The organism is Halorubrum sp. SP9, assembly GCF_005435015.1.
Taxonomy (GTDB): domain Archaea; phylum Halobacteriota; class Halobacteria; order Halobacteriales; family Haloferacaceae; genus Halorubrum; species Halorubrum sodomense.
In genome coordinates this window covers 1-488 of the sequence record NZ_SGXU01000337.1, presented here as the reverse complement: position 1 = coordinate 488, position 488 = coordinate 1, and the positions used below count along the sequence as shown (strand labels likewise).

Annotated in this window: 1 protein-coding gene; it reads left to right on the top strand. The window is 55.3% G+C overall.

The window, feature by feature from the left end:
* Positions 1–183: 183 nt before the first annotated feature.
* A partial coding sequence (locus EXE45_RS17790; RefSeq protein ID WP_137695112.1) for a hypothetical protein occupies positions 184–488 on the top strand: 305 nt, incomplete at its 3' end.

Here is a 488-nt window from a genome sequence, read left to right as displayed (position 1 = left end):
ACGAATGTTCAACGACGTGAATCGTGAATACGATCGTATTTACGATCCCGTGCTAATGGCAGCGATTCAAGACGCCGAAAGCGACGATCCTGATTGGATCCGCGCTTTCGAGAACTAACCCCGACACACGCTCTTTTTGAGGATCTGCCCGTCACACGGTGGATCCCGACCCGACACACACCTATGAGTACACAAACCGCCGAACACGACGCTGAAACGCTTGAATCCGCCGTGAATACCGTTCGCACGCTACCCTGGTGGAACGGAATGGCAACAGAACCCGTGTCGGTCGAACGCGAGAACTGTTACATTCACGTCGTGCGAAAGTGTGGATCGCTGGATCGCCCCGAGATACTGCTGTTTCGGGTGATCCCGAAAAATGGGATGGATCCCAACTACGGCGCGTTAGCCGAGGAGATCCCCGAAGCCGCGGGGATCTACGGGGATCTGAGAGCCGAGTTTGTCGGTGATACCACAAAGACGTGCGT